This window comes from Acinetobacter sp. ACNIH3, assembly GCF_002918965.1.
GTDB lineage: Bacteria > Pseudomonadota > Gammaproteobacteria > Pseudomonadales > Moraxellaceae > Acinetobacter > Acinetobacter schindleri.
Map to the genome: position 1 here is coordinate 1 of NZ_PQLP01000025.1, position 16,861 is coordinate 16,861.

The 16,861-nt window shown below is 42.0% G+C and carries 12 protein-coding genes and 2 pseudogenes; 5 read left to right on the forward strand and 9 right to left on the reverse strand.

All coding sequences use genetic code 11. From position 1 onward, the window contains the following. Nucleotides 1-137: 137 nt before the first annotated feature. Nucleotides 138-362, forward strand: a pseudogene (locus C3420_RS17855) (DDE transposase); the annotation flags it as partial. A 19-nt stretch (nt 363-381) separates the two neighbouring features. Here the strand turns inward: C3420_RS17855 and C3420_RS17390 are convergent. Continuing rightward, nucleotides 382-555 carry a hypothetical protein gene (locus C3420_RS17390; protein WP_004281965.1) on the reverse strand — a complete coding sequence of 58 codons (174 nt, stop codon included), beginning with the start codon at nt 553-555 and terminating at the stop codon, nt 382-384. Between the two features lie 1,450 nt (nt 556-2,005). Between C3420_RS17390 and C3420_RS10740 the strand changes: the two genes are divergently transcribed. From C3420_RS10740 to pnuC, 3 genes are read left to right on the forward strand one after another with little or no spacing between them, the layout of a single operon-like run. Further along, entirely contained in the window at nt 2,006-3,199 is a 1,194-nt protein-coding gene (locus tag C3420_RS10740; protein WP_171294470.1) for a phosphotransferase enzyme family protein, read from the forward strand. A 51-nt stretch (nt 3,200-3,250) separates the two neighbouring features. Then, the gene (locus C3420_RS10745; protein ID WP_103800504.1) at nt 3,251-5,470 is read left to right on the forward strand and encodes a TonB-dependent siderophore receptor; all 2,220 of its coding nucleotides are present in this window, start codon (nt 3,251-3,253) and stop codon (nt 5,468-5,470) included. Nucleotides 5,471-5,498: 28 nt separating this feature from the next. Continuing rightward, nucleotides 5,499-6,068 (forward strand): nicotinamide riboside transporter PnuC, encoded by a 570-nt coding sequence (gene pnuC / locus C3420_RS10750; protein WP_103800505.1) that lies wholly within the window; start codon nt 5,499-5,501, stop codon nt 6,066-6,068. A gap of 177 nt (nt 6,069-6,245) precedes the next feature. Here the strand turns inward: pnuC and C3420_RS10755 are convergent, their stop codons facing one another. Next, complete coding sequence (locus C3420_RS10755; RefSeq protein WP_103800506.1) at nt 6,246-7,757, reverse strand: aldehyde dehydrogenase family protein; 1,512 nt, start codon at nt 7,755-7,757, stop codon at nt 6,246-6,248. 201 nt (nt 7,758-7,958) lie between these two features. Between C3420_RS10755 and C3420_RS10760 the strand changes: the two genes are divergently transcribed. Then, entirely contained in the window at nt 7,959-9,140 is a 1,182-nt protein-coding gene (locus C3420_RS10760; RefSeq protein WP_103800507.1) for a helix-turn-helix domain-containing protein, read from the forward strand. A gap of 513 nt (nt 9,141-9,653) precedes the next feature. On the opposite strand, the gene mdh is transcribed toward C3420_RS10760, so the two are convergent. The 7 genes and pseudogenes from mdh to C3420_RS10795 form a co-directional block, all read right to left on the reverse strand. After that, the gene (gene mdh, locus C3420_RS10765; RefSeq protein WP_004281959.1) at nt 9,654-10,826 is read right to left on the reverse strand and encodes an iron-dependent methanol dehydrogenase; all 1,173 of its coding nucleotides are present in this window, start codon (nt 10,824-10,826) and stop codon (nt 9,654-9,656) included. A gap of 255 nt (nt 10,827-11,081) precedes the next feature. Next, the gene (locus tag C3420_RS10770; protein WP_005100766.1) at nt 11,082-11,354 is read right to left on the reverse strand and encodes a hypothetical protein; all 273 of its coding nucleotides are present in this window, start codon (nt 11,352-11,354) and stop codon (nt 11,082-11,084) included. After that, nucleotides 11,351-12,910 (reverse strand): PepSY-associated TM helix domain-containing protein, encoded by a 1,560-nt coding sequence (locus C3420_RS10775; RefSeq protein ID WP_103800508.1) that lies wholly within the window; start codon nt 12,908-12,910, stop codon nt 11,351-11,353. The genes C3420_RS10770 and C3420_RS10775 overlap by 4 nt, the downstream gene beginning before the upstream one ends. A gap of 3 nt (nt 12,911-12,913) precedes the next feature. Beyond that, on the reverse strand, nt 12,914-13,195 hold the full coding sequence (locus C3420_RS10780; RefSeq protein WP_044113081.1) for a hypothetical protein: 282 nt from the start codon (nt 13,193-13,195) through the stop codon (nt 12,914-12,916). 42 nt (nt 13,196-13,237) lie between these two features. Further along, on the reverse strand, nt 13,238-13,849 hold the full coding sequence (locus tag C3420_RS10785) for a DUF4198 domain-containing protein (protein WP_103800509.1): 612 nt from the start codon (nt 13,847-13,849) through the stop codon (nt 13,238-13,240). 71 nt (nt 13,850-13,920) lie between these two features. After that, nucleotides 13,921-16,077 carry a TonB-dependent siderophore receptor gene (locus tag C3420_RS10790; RefSeq protein WP_103800510.1) on the reverse strand — a complete coding sequence of 719 codons (2,157 nt, stop codon included), beginning with the start codon at nt 16,075-16,077 and terminating at the stop codon, nt 13,921-13,923. Nucleotides 16,078-16,382: 305 nt separating this feature from the next. After that, nucleotides 16,383-16,835, reverse strand: a pseudogene (locus C3420_RS10795) (IS481 family transposase); the annotation flags it as partial. Nucleotides 16,836-16,861: the final 26 nt, after the last annotated feature.

Consider the following 16,861-nt stretch of genomic DNA (forward strand, 5'->3'; position numbering starts at 1 on the left):
TGGTTCAATAAAAAGCGTGTACACAGTGCACTGGGTTATGTATCGCCTTTTGAGTTTGAAGCAATGTACTATGATAAGATTAACCCGTTAGGTCAGGTGGCCTAACTTAAATAAAAAAGTCTCCGACGAACCCGGTACGGTTCAGTCCTTTGAGAATCAGCTTTCATATTGCATCTATTGGCATTCTGAATATATTAAGATTCGACTCTTTAGACTCCGCAGGTAATTTACCTAAACATTTAGAAAGTTTACTGGAAAAATCTAAGAGATATGTTTTGCCTGAGAGGGGAGTGAGGAGTTGCCCACGAGTTGTGAAAGGAACACCACAGAAATACCCAAGAAAATGCCAGTCAATTTCTTAACTGACCGGCATCACTTTAATTAAGGGCTTTCAGATGATTCAGATTTTTTGTCTTTCTCATTTCCATAATCTAAAGCAACCTGTTGCGCTTCGGCGGCGGCAGTTGCTTCTATTGGGATGGATTCATCTGCAATAGCTACTGTTCCAGTAAATCCAAATAAGCTCAGGATTAGAATCTTTGAATACTTTTCCATCTGAATTTCCTCTGCGTTTCTAAAACTTAATTTCAGTGTAGAGGGTAAGTTTAAATTCCGATGTATGAGCTATGTCTGCATATGTAAGATATTCAGGATCCAAGTTATAGAACCTCGGGTTTATGTAAGAATACTTATCGGATGAGTTTTTTTGTAGCGTTGACTGGCCAAATACAGACCGATTTTCTTGAAAATCTTTTATAGGGAAGATAATTTAATGGCAAATTATAAAAAGAGCATAGCAATGGTCAACTGCGGTAATCCCCCTATAATAAAATCCAAGAAGACATAAACAATATGAAACCAGGTACGATGAAATAGATCAGCAATAATATTGAGTTAAATGACATGCAGGGTTTCCATACTTTCTTATTAAGTTTAGAAGAAGAAGGTGGTGTTGATATGATCGCAGTAGGTCATGAGTCTTATACAGGACATCGCCTAGTACATAAGGTTAAGTTTGAAAAGAATTAGCACCTCCTCTGAGAGATTTTTCTTTACCAGTCTGTCTTTGTAACATCCAGTAATTTTTTTGTAACCTTATTGTTATTTATTGTTCACTTTGTTTATTATATAAAAGATGAAAGGTGGAGAATTTAAGATGCTCACTAAGGTGGTCGAAGCCATTGTGATTTCACTAATGGTAATTGCATTAATACTCATTATTTATGAAATGGGACAAGGACTTAATTGGACTTTATAAACGCTTTCTCAGTTTAAAAAAAGTCCTCAATTGATGGCATTAATTTATTTATCAGAAGTTTCAGAATTTTGATCTTATGCTTGGCTGACTAAAGATGAATAATATCTATATTGGTGATATTGTTTACCTAGTTTACGGTAGTCATCCAATGATGGTTGAAAAATTGCAGGATAATTTAGCTACTTGTATATGGTTCAGTGATAAAAAACATTTTTTCCGTGAGAATTTTCCCTTAAATATCTTAATAAAAAAAACGTAATTCAACAAAATATACCTGGGCGAATTCAACGCTCATAGTGTACAGGTCATTTCGACCATGGCATGTGTTACTGATCTGAACAATGAATCACTGGTAGAATTTTCTGCTGATGAACATGGATTTAAAGAGCTACTTAGTGAAGTCATGAAAATGAATTACGGTGCATTTTAAAACTATGTTATCGCTTGAACTGAGGATCAGAAAGCTTGTTTGAATCGATATATTTCATCCATAGATTATGCGCGAATGCTAAGAAATCTGTAGTTCGAATATTAACCCAAAAGAAGATCATTTTTTGATTTATGCGAGAGATCTATTTTATTTTTATATTTATAAGGCTAAACTTGCCTCCAATTTAATACTGGTATGTACCACTTAATTTTAGGACGTACTTTAAATATTAAATGTATTTAAAAATACTGTTTGCATGTTCGCCTAAACGATGATTTTCCATTACCACATGATGATCTGACTCAGGAATATTGATGATGACCATAGTTACCGATGATTTAGGTCATGGTATGGGCAATGCCTGGGAAAATAAAGACTGGGCACATATTTCTGATCCAGAATTACAAAGCCTGCAGCAGCACTATTCCTGTTTACAAGGTCATTTTGAGATTTTGTGGTGTAGTCCTCGGCCATTTTCATCTGCGGCGCTGGTCAAGGTGGAGCAGGATTTTGTGAGCAGGGATGAAGCAGTCGCGCATCAGTATTTGATTAAGCGCAGCCATTGTTCCTTTCGTCGTGCCCGCGATATTTTACAGGAGCATGCCGTTCTTCAACATTTAGCCTGCAAGGAAATTCCTGTTGCAGCATTGATTAGATCAAATCAAGGTCTGACCGCTTTAGAGCTAGGTGACTGGACCTATGAAGTCTATGCAAAAGCAGCCGGCTTAGATCTGTATGCAGATCAGCAATCTTGGAAACCTTTTTTCTATGCTGAACATGCGGCGAAAGCGGGGCAATTGCTGGCAAGCTTACATATGGCCATGCAGGATTTTCCTGAGCAGCAAGGCCGATCAGCATCTTATTTAGTGTCCAATCAGCAGCTTTTAGACAGTGAAAATATCGTTACAGCCATTCAACGGCGCATTGCAAACAGTCCAGAATTAAGCCGTTACTTTGCCGACAAAAATTTAGACCCTTACTTTTTAGATCAAATCTTACAGGTTCACCAGCGTATTCAGCCTGTATTGCAACAGGCAAGCAGAATTTGGACCCATAACGATTTACACGCTTCTAATCTATTTTGGTCAGCGCCGGATGCCAAAGCTGAAATTACTGCCGTAATTGATTTTGGTTTATCTGACCGAAACTCAGCAATTTATGATCTGGCTGTGACGATTGAACGTAATTTTATTGATTGGTTGGAATTAGAGCAGAACTCACATATTCAGATTGATGAGGCCGGTTTAACTGCCTTTCTACATGCTTATTTTTCCAAAGTACATCCACAAGAAGATTTTAGTATTTTGCCAGAACTGCTGAAAATCGTGCATCTGGATTTCGCTTTTTCAGAGCTGGAGTATTTTGTGGGCATTACCCACAACCTCAACCATGCAGATGCGGCTTATTACGACTGGATTATCGGTCATGTGGACTGGTTCTTTGGCGAACAAGGCCAACAATTTACCCAGACTTTAACCCGGCTCATTCAACACGAATTGCACTCTTCTTAGTTGCTCTCTAAACCCGGCATCATCACCCACTTCAAATACATAAGGTTTCGTATGAACAATCGTCAACTCAAACAGAATGTATTAACCCGATCTTTAAATATGATCATTCTGTCGCAGCTTTGTTTAGCCCCGCTGACTTATGCTGAAGACGATGTTCAACAGCTTGACACGATTGTCATTACAGCCGATCAAAGCATCCCTTACTCGAGTGCCAAAGTGAATGTCGAGGGATTTGCTACGGACAGTCTGCAAAAAATACCTGCATCGGTCTCTATCGTGACTGCCGATCTCATTGCTGAACAACATGCTCGCGTGCTGAGCGATGTGGTAAAAAATGATGCAGCCATCGGTGATGGCTATGCTGCAATTGGCTATTATCCAAACTTTGTCTCGCGTGGCTTTGAACTCGATTTGGCATCAAGCTACCTCATTAATGGCAATGTGATTCGTGGTGAACAAAACGTTGCACTTGAAAACAAAGAACGTGTGGAAATTTTAAAAGGCATTTCCGCGATTCAAAGTGGTATGTCGACCCCGGGTGGTGTGGTCAATTATGTCACCAAGCGACCGAAAGATATCCAGGCCCTGACATTCTCTGCCGATCAACACGGCCAGTTTTCAGTGGCAACTGATCTCGGTGGTTTTTTGGGTGATGAGCAGCAATTCGGATATCGCATCAATCTGGTGAATGAGCAGATTGAGTCTTATGTCGATCACGTGGATGGTGAGCGCTATTTAGCGGCATTGGCCTTAGACTGGAAAACATCTGAGCAATCTAAATTGGAATTTGATCTTGAAGCACAGCGTTCCGAACAAAAATCAGTGCCAGGCTATCAATTACTGGATGGCAAAGTCCCAGAAAATGTGAAATGGGATCGATTGCTTGGTTACCAGACTTGGGGTAAACCGGTCACGATCGATAGTCTGAATACTGGTTTAAAATATAGTTATGCCTTGAATGATGACTGGAACTTGGGACTTGTTGCAGCGCACAGTAAATCCAAGGTTGATGATTATTCAACATTTGCTTGGGGATGCTATGCCACGGTATGTGAATATAATGGCTTAGGCAACACCTTTGATGCTAATGGCAATTATGATATTTATGATTATCGCAACCCAGATGACACCTTTAAGACCAATCAATTTAAAGTCAAATTGGATGGGGTGATTGATACCAACTGGGCACAACATTATCTAAATTTTGATATTACGCAAACCAATAAATCTCGTGATCGATATCCTGGATTAAATAGAAACATATATACACATTTATACGAGAACCCAGAGGACATAGATATTGCAGGTAATATTTATGAGGATCCACTACAAGTAGAACAACAATTAGGTGATGTCGGTCCCTATTTTAAAGCTTTAGATAGTGAACAGACTGCTTTTACGGTTTTAGATCGTATTGAGTGGAATGAGAAATGGTCTACTTTGATTGGTGGAAAATGGATCGAGCTTGATGAACAAGCACATGCTTATGATGCAGAGGGTAAGCAGGTAATAAAAGTTCGTGATACGGATTTAGGCAAATTTTTACCACAGTTTGCAGTGAGTTATAGCCCGGTAGAGTCAACAACTCTGTATGCCTCTTATGCCAAAGGTTTGTCAGATGGAAAGACAGCGCCTTGGTTTGCAGAGAATGCTGCTGAAACTCTAGCGCCGATCTATTCAGAGCAATATGAAATTGGCCTAAAACAACAGATCAAGCAGTTTTTATTGACTGCCTCGCTATTTGATTTACACCAAGACAACCAATATAGCAAGCCGATTTCAGGACTTCGCTATTTTGTTGCGGAAGGCGAACAACATAGTCAGGGTCTGGAGCTCGGACTGAATGGTGCATTAACCGATCATCTGGCCTTAACTTCATCTTTAGCCTTGACTAAAGCCCGTTTAGAAAATGTAGAAGCGGTTGAATATGGCAATCATCAGGCGCAAAACGTGCCAAAAGTTCGTTTCGCAACACATCTTCGCTATAACGTACCGAGCATTGCAGGTTTCACTGTTCTGGCAGGTGGTCAATACAGTTCCAGCAAATATGCTAACAAAGAGGGTGCTGCGAAAGTCGCAGGTTATAGTGTGGTTGATTTAGGCGCTGCTTATCAATTTAAGCTAAATACGACCGATGCATTGCTACGCTTGAATATTAATAATCTGTTCAACAAGAAATACTGGCGTGATGCAGGTGAATTTTTGGGTGACGATTATTTATTCTTGGGTTCGCCGCGTACAGCAACCTTGTCATTCAATCTGAACTTCTAAATTGGCTGCTTAATCAGGTTATATTGCTATGGAAAATATAGAAATTGCAGCGTTCATTTTAAATGTTTTAGGTGTCTGGTTGACGTCTAAACAATATAAAGCCTGCTGGGTAGTGAATATTGTCGCTGTATTTCTGTATATCATTATTTTTTATCGTGTCAATTTATTTGCAGACGCAGCATTACAAGCCGTATTTATCTTGATGCAACTCTATGGCTGGTATAGCTGGTCGAAGAAAGATCAAGACCAGGATCTGACTGTACAGATTGGCTATTTGAATAAAAAAATCTGGGTATATAGCCTGATTGTGGGTATTGTCGCTGGTCTGGTGATTGGTGCCTTATTTGCTCATTTCACCGCAGCGTCACTACCTTGGTTGGACTCCATGTTAGCCTCTTTTAGCTTGGTGGCAAGTTATTGGGCGGCAAAAAAATATATTGAAAGCTGGGGCTTGTGGTGTGTTCTAGATGTGATTTATGTCGGTATGTACACCCATAAATCATTGTATTTAACAGCCGTACTCTATTTTCTCTTTATTCTTCTTGCACTGAATGGCTGGAGAATGTGGCGAAATCTTTATAGAGTGAAATTATCTTGAAATGACACTATTGCAAATAGAAATTTGAGGTGATGCTCTTTCCTTTAAAAAAAGTGTTTATAGACTAAAAACTTTATTTGAATTGGCCGCAGCTTGAAAATGTTGCTGATATTTTGTGAAAGCTAGCTACCATACATTCAAAGCGAACCGAAGTTCGCTTTGAATGTATTTCACTTCTTAAAAGAACCCGGCTGGTTTGGTCGAATAGCTCACTAACAGATTTTTGGTTTGTTGATAATGATCCAGCATCATTCTGTGATTCTCACGACCAATGCCGGATTTTTTATAGCCACCGAAAGCCGCATGCGCAGGGTAGATGTGATAACAGTTGGTCCAGACCCGACCGGCCTGAATGGCACGGCCAGCACGGTAGGAAGTATGCGCTGAGCGTGACCAGACCCCGGCACCGAGTCCGTAAATCGTATCGTTGGCGATCTTGATCGCATCATCAAAGTCTTTAAAGGTGGTCACAGCCAATACAGGCCCGAAGATTTCATCCTGGAAGGTCTTCATGTCATTGGTGCCTTTAAAGATAGTCGGCTCAATATAGAAACCTTGACCCACTTCCTGACGTGCTTCACCACCAGTCAGGATCTGTGCGCCTTCTTCACGACCAGTGGCAATACAGCCCAGAATCTTGTCCTGCTGTTCCTGTGAGGCTTGCGCGCCAATCATGGTGTCAGTATCCAGCGGATGCCCGGTTTTAATCCGTTTCACCCGTTCAACGGCACGCGCCAGAAATTCGTCAGCAATACTTTCCTGGATCAGCGCACGCGATGGACAGGTGCAGATTTCACCCTGGTTCAGGGCAAACATGGCAAAACCTTCCAGCGCTTTGTCCAGATAATCGTCTTCCTGATCCATGATGTCGGCAAAGAACAGATTCGGTGATTTACCCCCCAGTTCCAGCGTCACCGGAATAATATTTTCGGTGGCATATTGCATGATCATCTGACCGACGGCGGTAGAACCGGTAAAGGCAATCTTGGCAATGCGTGGGTTGGTGGCTAGCGGGCGACCGACTTCAACCCCATAACCATTGACGATATTCAGGACACCCGGTGGCAAAATATCCTGAATCAGTTCAGCCAGCACCAGAATGCTGACCGGAGTCTGTTCTGCAGGTTTCAACACAATGCAGTTGCCCGCAGCCAGGGCAGGTGCCAGTTTCCAGGCAGCCATCAGAATCGGAAAGTTCCACGGGATAATCTGACCCACGACGCCCAACGGCTCATGAAAATGATAAGCAATCGTATCTTCATCAATTTCGGAAATGCCGCCTTCCTGCGCACGAATACAGCCGGCAAAATAACGGAAATGGTCAATAGCCAGCGGAATATCGGCAGCCAGCGTTTCACGGATCGGTTTGCCGTTATCCCAGGTTTCTGCCACTGCCAGCAGTTCCAGATTTTGTTCCAGACGATCGGCAATTTTCAACAGAATATTGGAGCGGGTGGTCGGCGATGCTCTGTTCCATTGTTCTTTGGCTTTGTGCGCTGCATCCAGGGCCAATTCAATGTCTTCTACAGAAGAACGCGGAACCTTGGTAAAGACTTTGCCATCTACCGGAGAGATGTTGTCAAAGTATTCACCTTTGACCGGAGCGACCCATTCGCCGCCAATAAAATTCTCGTATTGTGCTTTAAAATGAACTTTTGAATCAGGTTGATTAGGATCGACGTAACGCATATTTATTTCCTTTGCTTATTTTCGTATGGCAAAACCGCTTCTACAGCTTTGGTATAAGGTACTTCTGCACCTTATTTGATTAATATAACTGGTATAAGGTTGGAAAAAGGTTGGAGCTAGCATGTTCACGATATTTTCATCCATTTTAAAAAAATAACGATTACAGCGGATGTAAATCATGAATTGTTGTGAGAATAAGGAATGATGACAAAACAAGATTTGATGGAAAAAAGGCACAATACTGATCAGCTTCGGCAAAACAGCAGTTTGTCTCCCTTACATGCAGAACAGCTGGGACAGAGTATTGCCAGCTCCTGGCAACGTTCATCCTCGGCTGAAATCCCGAAGAATCGTTTAGCAGCACCGCTGACGGATTTAAAAAAGACCACTTCTTCCTCAACTTTAGCCCAAGCCCTGCAACATTGTGCTCAGGATTTAAAACATATTGCCGAGCAATCTTCTATGGTGCTGGCGGTCGGAGATATCGGCAGCACCATCATTTGGGCAGCTTCTAGCCCACAAATGCAAAGTGCCGCAGAAAGTGTACATTTTATTGAAGGTGGGCAATGGCGCGAAGAGCTAGTCGGAACCAATGCATTGGCATTATCCTTAAAAACTCAACAATCCAGCTGTGTCTTTTCCAGTGAACATTACATGTCCTCCATTCATGATTGGGTTTGTTACGCTGCCCCGATTATTGATCCCTATTCAAAACAGGTCTTAGGTGTCATTGATCTGTCGACTACCTGGCCAAAGCATAACAGTTTAGCACTACTAGCTGCGGAGCGCTGTGCTACGATCATCCAGTCGGCTCTACTAGAATGCCAGAAGCAGCGCCTGTTTATTCGAGCTTTTTCAGTACCTCAAGTGCTGTTTAATGGCAAGATGCTGGTTCTGACTCCTCGACAGATTGAAATTCTGACCATTCTAGCCTTATGTCCGCAGGGTCTGAGTCTAGATACATTGCATCAAGCCTTATATGGCGAGCGCAAGGTCAGTATGGGGACTTTAAAAGCAGAAATGTCACAGTTACGCGATGTATTAGGTGGTATGCTGGGTTCCAGACCCTATCGTTTATTGGCGCATGTAGAGGCTGATTTTTTAATGACAGAGCAATCTTTAGATGCTGGGTATATCGATTCAGCCTTGAAGTTATGTATCGGCGTATTTCTGGCCAAAACAGAAAGTCCATTTCTATGTGCCTGGAGAGATTGTCTGGAATCACGCCTGAGCGATGCCATTTTCAAGGCTAATGAAACCGATGTCTTGCTGAAACATGTGGCACATTTTCCTGAAGCGATTGATGCTGTAGAACGCCTGATTGAACTGATGCCCAAAAACCATCCCGTTCATCAGACTCTGTTAAAATATAAAAATCTTTAAAGCTGATGTAACTATCGGTACAAAGCTAAACAGTTAAAATAGGAAAATTCTGGAATATTAAGTATTATCCTTGCTTACTGTGGGTTTGCTTATTAATTTAGACTGAACCTGATCCTAAAATTTTTATCAGTGGCTACCCAGTTTGCCTAGCTGCTTGATGGGATGCTCTTCATTAAAATCAGCTACGCTTACCTTCATGTCATTTGAAGGACGCGCAGTTTATTCCTCAGAGATTAAATATGATATTAAGATCATACGACGGGAAATTTTTTCTGGCTGGAACGGGCTAAAAAATCGTGGCATTTTTCTACCATGGGATTAATGTCGATATTCATAATGAAGGGGACTTCATAAAAAAGAAACACCCCCCGCTTTTATCCTCTTATGAAGGCAAAAGGATCAGCCAGGAACAGGAAAATGCATGTCTGCTCTTGGCACACTTCCTCAGGAAGTGAAACAGGGGCTGTTAAAAATGTAAGTCAGATGCTTGGAGAGAAGACTTACATTGAGGCACTACATCGCCGCTTTAAAAATATCTACCACTTGGGCATGGCTGGCTTTACGTGGATTGGTCAGCATGCAGGCATCTTTTTGTGCATTTTCCGCCATGATGGCCAAGTCAGCTTCTTTTACATTCAATTCCGTCAGCCCAGATGGAATACCAATTGAAGCCGAAAGCTGACGAATGGCGCCAATCGCTTCATAAGCTGCTTCAGTTACGGTTAAGCCTTCTGTATTCACCCCCATCAATTGGGCAATTTTGGCATAACGTTCAGGACAAGCAATCAGGTTAAATTCACAAACATGGGGGAGCAGAATTGCATTACAAACACCATGCGGCAAGTTGTAGAAGCCTCCGAGCTGATGTGCCATCGCATGCACATATCCTAAAGAGGCGTTATTAAAGGCCATTCCGGCAAGATATTGAGCATAGCTCATGGCATCCCGTGCTTCTAGATTATCCCCATTCGCCACTGCGGGACTGAGCCATTCACTGATCATGGTGATCGCCTTTTCTGCGCAGGCATCAGTGATGGGATTAGCAGCCGTAGATACATAGGCCTCAACCGCATGTGTCAGAGCATCCATCCCTGTTGCCGCAGTCAGGCCGGCAGGTTTGGCCAACATCAGTTTAGGGTCATCAATTGCAATGAGTGGTGTGCAACGCCAATCTACAATCGCCATTTTCACATGGGTATCGGTATTGGTAATGATACAGAAACGTGTCATCTCCGAAGCCGTCCCTGCCGTGGTATTGATTGCAATCAGTGGTGTCATCGGAACGGTACTTTTATCAATCCCTTCATAATCACGGATATGTCCGCCACCTGCAGTGACCAGACCGATGCCTTTGGCACAGTCATGTGATGAGCCCCCACCTAACGATACAATAAAATCACAGGCATTTTCATTATAAGCTTCAACTCCATGATGCACGTTAATATCAGTTGGATTGGGTTCCGCACCTGGGAAAATATAACTGTCAACACCTGCCTCTTTCAAATAATCTGCAATATCATCTGCAACACCAAATTTAAACAGGCCAGCATCAGTTACAATCAGTGCTTTCTTGGCGCCTAAATTTTGTGCTTTGATCCCGATTTCTTTAGCACAGCCCGGACCAAAAAGTGAAACACAGGGAATATAAAAACCGTTAGTTTGATCTGAAATATTTTTAAAAGCCATGGTGTTATTCCTTCTACCATTCATTGATTATTTTATCGGTGACCCTCACCGTAATATGAGTATTGAATGAAGTTAAAAAGAATCCTACCTACCAAATACCTACCAATTTAAATTTTTGATTCTAGCCAAAATAATGCATTTGAGGTATTTAAAAGCAGATTGGCAAGGTTTAGCAGATACTGGGTAGATTGGTTTAATAAAGGGCGTGTGAATAGCACACTAGGCTGTTTGCTACTTTCTGATTTTAAATAAATACTAAAATGCTTTATTCATTTTTAAGATAAAGATAAACAGTACAGGGCTTAGAAATACCCATAGAGACACAAAGCTAATACTGGAGCTAAACTGGGTACGTAATAAAAACATCGCGACGAATAAGAAAATACCTGCAGCGAATTTAGTGTACGTAGGAAAATCCGCTAAAAAAGCGTAATGAGATTTTCGGGTTTTTAGGATCTGCTTTTCACTTACCACATAAAAACCAAAACAGCTCAGCCAAAGCAGACCGATCACTGCAATCCATATCATATTGATGATTCCTGTTGAGTGATTTTTAATTTAGCCTGAATTTTATTGACCGCTTTTTGCTGAATGGGCGTAATTTTTTGGTGTAAAAATAGGGCAAAAAGGGCCAAGGTCCATAACATTAGCTCAATACGCAAAAAAGGCCAATAAGTCGCAAAAGAAGCAATATATTGCTGGGAAACTAAATAATAAATATCAATCAGGGGAAGTATAAAGGCAGCACAAATCAGAAGTTTAAGCTGCATTCTCCATATATGCTGCTGTGGGGTTACACATGCCAGGATAAAACTGCCAAGCCAGATACTGAAAAAACTATAAATCTCATAATTTGGTGCACCTGCAGGAATACTGATAAAACGATTCGCATAGAGATAACCCAGCATGGAAAGTGGCAAGCCAATTATCATGGTGATATTTAAGCGGTTCACCAAATAATGTCCGAGATGGAAGCGCGCTGATTTTTTCTGCATCTGGCGTTTCAGACTCCACAGCAGCAGTCCGGACGCAATCATTGCGCAGCCTAAAATGCCAGAGAAAAATAACCCTAAACGTAAAATAGGTTCGGCAAAACGTGCCATATGCAAGCCATATATGCCGGCATTGAGTGTGGCAATTGCACTTTCATTTCGTGTATTTTCAAGCAATCTTCCGGTTGCAGCATTTAAAATAAGCTGTGTCTGATTGCGGGTAATGGACTCATCTTTGAGTTGCGTCAAAGTTATTTTTGCCAGCTGGGTATTCGGCTGCTTGACCGTGATATTGTCAAATTCCGCATATCCCCAGTGTTGCTGTGCCGTGGTGATAAAATGTTGAATTGGCAGCATCTGGGTTTTCACAGGAACTGAGGGGGTGGCTGATGTATTGATTGTGCGAATTTCTTCAAAATATTGAAAGGGATTGTCTGGATAAAGCTTTTTCATACCGGAAGGCAGCACGATATAAAAGAAAATCGCCAGCCCGGTAAATGTCATGGTCAAAAAGAACGGCAGGGCAATCACTGAACTGACATTATGAAAATCCAGATAGGAGCGCTGCCCCTTAAATGCTCTTAAGGTAAAAAAATCTGTCAGGATTTTTTTATGGGTAATGATTCCTGAAATCAGAGTCAATAACATGATAAAGGCAGCAATCGTCACAATCAGCCGACCAATGGTGTAGGGCATACCATAGAGCTGAAAATGAAAATTATAGAAAAAATCTCCCCCTTGGGTGGCCGAGAGGTTTAATTCTTTTCCTGTCGAAGCATCCAGGGTTTTGACTTCATAGCCACCATCCGCTTTTTGCCAGTAGACTTTATTCACAGGTGAATCTTGATTGGCGACTCCGATATACCAGTTTTGGGCGTTCGGTGCATGCTGCTGTAAATAGCTGTAAGCAGATTTTAAGGCAGTTTCCTGATTGACTTGTATTGAGGCAAATTCAGGCTGCATCCATATACTGATTTCATGCCGGTAATAGGTGACCGCGCCTGTTGAAAAGATCGCGAAGAGCAGCCAGCCAAAACTTAAACCTAACCATGAATGTAGCCATGCCATGGATTGACGGACAGATTTATGCATGGTTTAACCTATGAAGCGGGAGATGGTAAATAAGCTAAGGAAAGGAAGCAGGCTATAGACCGAAAGCTTTTTTAAACTCTGGATACAGAAGATGCCAATCACAAAACAGACATAAAAAATCAGGGCAATAACGGCGGCCAAATAGACGGATTCTGCTTTGGGCAGAAAAGCCTGTAGAAAGTAAGCCAGATCGAATGCGATCAAATAACTGCACAAGTAGCCCATCCCAAAGCTCATGCCTAAGCGATAGAAAATGGCGAGTGGCTGCACTACAACAGACATCATATTTGGCCTTGAATAAATCTATACTGATGAAAATCTAAAAACTTAATAAACAAAACTTAAAGTCGTCACCAGATACTGTTTTTTATAGGCCTGCTGATTCAATTTTCCGGCCTTGTCTGCTTCTTTGCCAACTTCAATGACATATTGACCTTTCCATGGCGTGGCGATCGTAATCTGGCCTTGGCCGTTGGTGGTGTATTTTTTTAGCCAGAATTGCGGGGAAAAGACTGTGACTTCAACATCCGCAGCAGCTTTACCCTGATACAGTACCGTAAATGTATTGCTGTTGATCTGGGTCGGGACAATATCCAGTTCTGACTCTGCTTTCAAGTTTTTTCTGCCGGATTTGGCATGATAGCTCAGCAATGATTCTCCATAGATCAATTCATGAGTGAGCTGGACATCGGTCTGGCCTTGGGTTGCATAGAGCAAATGATCCTGTTGCATTTGAGGACTAAATGTTTTTTTGGCCTGAACGGCCTTTGCCTGATTGAAAGACTTGAGGGCACCTTGCTGAGTTTCTTTGAGCTGTTCACTATATTCACCAAAGAACGCATGAGTCTGCTGATTTGTGCCACGTTCTAGCCAAAGCATATGCGCCTGAGCTGAAAGTGTCATAGACAGTCCAAGGGTCAAAGCGATCATTTTTTTCATTTGTTTTACCTATTTTTGTGTATGTAGTGATGATTTAGCCCTGAACATGTCATTAAGGCTAAGCTTGAAAATCAGTATTTAAATTTCACGGCAACGCTGTAATTCGCTGGTGCACCATAAAAACCTTGCTGATTGGGGAAATTGAATAGGTATTTTTCATTGGTCAGGTTATTACTATTGGCTTGCAAGGTCATATGCTTATTCAACTCATAGCTGGCCATTAAGTTCACGAGCGCATAGGCATCCTGTTCAATGACTCCAGCTTTCTGGGTAATCACTCCATTGGTGGTTGCTTCAGGCACATCCAGATAGGTTTGATCCTGCCACTGCACACCAAGGCCCAGTTTCAGTTTTGGAAGTTGTGGCACCTGATAGGTAGTTAAAAGATTAAAAGACTGGGTTGGATTGAAGGTACGCGCATCACCGCCATTGATCAGATCTTTCAGGCTAAACTGGGTATAACCAAAGCTTAAGTTAAAATGGTCGGTCAGTTGTCCCGCCAAGCCAAACTCGTAGCCTTGGGAACGCAGGTCACTGACCTGAGTTGTGCGTAAAGTCGGAATACCATCAGAATCACGAAGCGGATAATTACTTTGCTCCGTTCTGAACACGGCCATAGTTGCGGTAAGCTTGTCATCTAGCCAAGAACCTTTTACTCCGACTTCATAGCTTTCACCTTCGATCGGTTTGTTAATGCTGACTTCATCTGCTTTGGTGGTTTGCGGACGGAAAATCGAGGTATAACTCAGATAGCCTGTATATTCAGGGCTAAAGTTATAGGTCAGACCGGCATAGGGTAAAACTTTATCTTCATCATAAACAGTATCTTTTCCATAACTACTGCCACTGCTTTCAGCCTGAACGTAGTTCGCACCTAAAAGCAGTTTCAGATCATCATTCAGATGCAGTCGGGTCGCAGCATAAAGGCTCTGGTTCTTCTGCCGGATATGCATTTCACCACTGGTTTTCGACATATCCCAGCTTGGTTCTTCGGGTGTAAAGCTGGCTAAATCTGTGGTCAGCGGATTGACAAAGCTGCCAGCATAACCCAATTCATCCAGACGATTTTTGGCCCAGACATAGCCCAATGAGGCTTCATGGCGTTGTCCCCAAAGCGGATAGGTGCCGCTAAAACTCAGGCTGGCTTGTTGTTCTTTATTGTCATCAATATACATGCCTGGGTAGAGGAAGATGCCTGAAGTGCCATTTGCGCCAGGTTTGCCGGACAGAAACAAGAGCTTTGAATCGCGTTGTGTACGTTTTTCATCATAGGTGAGTTTGGCTGTCCAGTCGCCACCCAGTTTTTGTTCAAGCTCGGCAAAGTAACTTTTAATATTGCTATCCCAGTGGGCCCAGCTTGGACTGTAATTATAATTCCGTGAGTAACTGAGCTGCTCACCTTCAGTATTGATCAGTGGATTAGAACCCCAATTGACACCATTCGGCTTGTGATTGGTTTCAGTATAGCCAGCAGTCAATAGAGTTGTGCCAGTAATATCTGCCTCCACAACAGCACCTATGCCGTTTTTTTCCAGTTCATAACGATCCAGATAACTGTCGCCTGTTTGTTGATAGCCAAATACACGACCTCTGACTTTTCCATCTTGGGTGAGAGGAGAGGATACATCTACTTCATAGCGCTGCGTATTCCATGAGCCATAACTGGCATTAAAGGCTGTTTGAAGGTCGGATGTCGGGCGTTTGCGAATCATATTAATAGTTGCGCCGGGATCGCCAATTCCATTATTTAAGGCATTCGCGCCTTTGACCACTTCTACACGGTCAAACAAAAAACTGTCTGGATTATCATTATTATAATTATAGCCTTCGAGTGGAATACCAACGCCATCGACTAAAACATTTGAAATCTCGAAACCTCGGGCAAGGTAGGAGGTCCGTTCCGTTTCCTGATTGCTGACGATAATGCCAGGGGTATTGCGCAGTACGTCCCGGGTATTATCCAAGGCAAAGTCATCCAGTTGCTGGCGGGTAAGGACATTGACTGTTTGCGGCGTTTCCTTAAGTGGAATATTCAGTTTTGAGGCGGTTGACGAGTTTTGGATGATATAGGCTTTACTCTGTTCAGAGCTGAGCTCACTCTGTTCTGATTCCGCTGTAACGGTAATCGTCGGTAATTGCTGAGTATCATCGGCAAAACTTTGTTGTGTAACTAAAATCGAAAAACTGAGTAAAGATAGTTTAAATGATGAAGGAACGGTAGAAGACATTTTAGTTAATGTAAATGATAATAATTATCACTAATTTTATTATTTAATATCTCTTAAAGCAATCTCAACATAACAGGAAATATGAATGAAAAATGGGTTAATGATAGGTAAATTTCCAAATAAAACTTTAATGTAAGGATAGGGAGCAATAAATATCACTATTAAAAAGATGTTATTACCTTACCTTTGTGCTCCTGAAAGGCTTTTCTACACTAATAACTAACACTATGATTTTATTATATTTATTTTTTATTAAAGTTTTATAAGACCCTTAAAAATCAGTATCGTGAAAAATATTTATGCAATAAAGCCACGAAGAGATAAAGCTTATCCTGTGCTGTTTGCATCTCAGCGATGTCGATATGAAAGTAACAATTGAAGCGCTTCCTGACAGGGCGATCACCTTGTACCTTAGGCAGTCATGAAATACTATGCCGCTGCAAGCAGCGGTGTAACGACGAGCGTGTCAGATAAGGAATACTCGGCTGCAATGCATAAAGGCAATCGTCTAGCGGCAACAAAGTGCGTTTTTGAAAAGCAACAATTGCCGCCTCATCTTCAGGCGATAACACGCTTGAGCGAGGATTCTTTGGGCCGGTTGTAAGATCATCTACTGAAGTACGTTTCTTCCATTTTGCGACGGTTTTTTGATTGATGCCGTAAAGCTTGGCTAGCGTTCTTGAGCTCTCTTGACTATTTTGTATTGCTCGACGCACTGTCTGTGTCGTTGTGACGCTGCTGTGTAGAACTTGTCCCATAGTGCTTCCTTCCATTTCTCTAAGAA

Excerpts from the sequence above, each read along its gene's own strand:
- C3420_RS10785 (WP_103800509.1), bottom strand. The coding sequence starts at position 13,849 with ATGAAAAAAATGATCGCTTTGACCCTTGGACTGTCTATGACACTTTCA.
- C3420_RS10770 (WP_005100766.1), bottom strand. The coding sequence starts at position 11,354 with ATGATATGGATTGCAGTGATCGGTCTGCTTTGGCTGAGCTGTTTTGGT.
- pnuC (WP_103800505.1), top strand. The coding sequence starts at position 5,499 with ATGGAAAATATAGAAATTGCAGCGTTCATTTTAAATGTTTTAGGTGTC.
- C3420_RS10790 (WP_103800510.1), bottom strand. The coding sequence starts at position 16,077 with ATGTCTTCTACCGTTCCTTCATCATTTAAACTATCTTTACTCAGTTTT.
- C3420_RS10740 (WP_171294470.1), top strand. The coding sequence starts at position 2,006 with ATGACCATAGTTACCGATGATTTAGGTCATGGTATGGGCAATGCCTGG.
- C3420_RS10755 (WP_103800506.1), bottom strand. The coding sequence starts at position 7,757 with ATGCGTTACGTCGATCCTAATCAACCTGATTCAAAAGTTCATTTTAAA.
- C3420_RS10745 (WP_103800504.1), top strand. The coding sequence starts at position 3,251 with ATGAACAATCGTCAACTCAAACAGAATGTATTAACCCGATCTTTAAAT.
- mdh (WP_004281959.1), bottom strand. The coding sequence starts at position 10,826 with ATGGCTTTTAAAAATATTTCAGATCAAACTAACGGTTTTTATATTCCC.
- C3420_RS10760 (WP_103800507.1), top strand. The coding sequence starts at position 7,959 with ATGATGACAAAACAAGATTTGATGGAAAAAAGGCACAATACTGATCAG.
- C3420_RS17390 (WP_004281965.1), bottom strand. The coding sequence starts at position 555 with ATGGAAAAGTATTCAAAGATTCTAATCCTGAGCTTATTTGGATTTACT.
- C3420_RS10780 (WP_044113081.1), bottom strand. The coding sequence starts at position 13,195 with ATGATGTCTGTTGTAGTGCAGCCACTCGCCATTTTCTATCGCTTAGGC.
- C3420_RS10775 (WP_103800508.1), bottom strand. The coding sequence starts at position 12,910 with ATGCATAAATCTGTCCGTCAATCCATGGCATGGCTACATTCATGGTTA.